The sequence below is a fragment of the Streptomyces sp. M2CJ-2 genome (genome assembly GCF_016757295.1).
Taxonomy (GTDB): domain Bacteria; phylum Actinomycetota; class Actinomycetes; order Streptomycetales; family Streptomycetaceae; genus Streptomyces.
Genome location: NZ_JAESIF010000353.1, coordinates 1 through 223 on the forward strand (window position 1 = coordinate 1; position 223 = coordinate 223).

The window sequence follows — 223 nt, forward strand, 5'->3', positions numbered from 1 at the left end:
TCAGCGCAGTGGGCGGTCCAGCTCCGCGGCGAAGAAAGCCGAGGCGGACTTCAGGATGGCGTTGGCCCGGCGTAGTTCCTTGTTCTCGCGTTCCAGCTCGGCGATCCGGGCGGCGTCGGCGCTGGTGGTGCCCTCGCGCAGGCCCTCGTCGGTCTCGGCCCGCTTCACCCAGGTCCGCAGGGCCTCGGGGTGGACATCGAGCTGTTCGGCGATGCGGCGGATC

At 70.9% G+C, this 223-nt stretch carries 1 pseudogene; it reads right to left on the reverse strand.

Annotated features, from left to right (window positions below):
• Window positions 1-30: 30 nt before the first annotated feature.
• Window positions 31-222: pseudogene (locus JL475_RS39600) on the reverse strand (transposase); the annotation flags it as partial.
• Between the last annotated feature and the right edge of the window lies 1 nt (window position 223).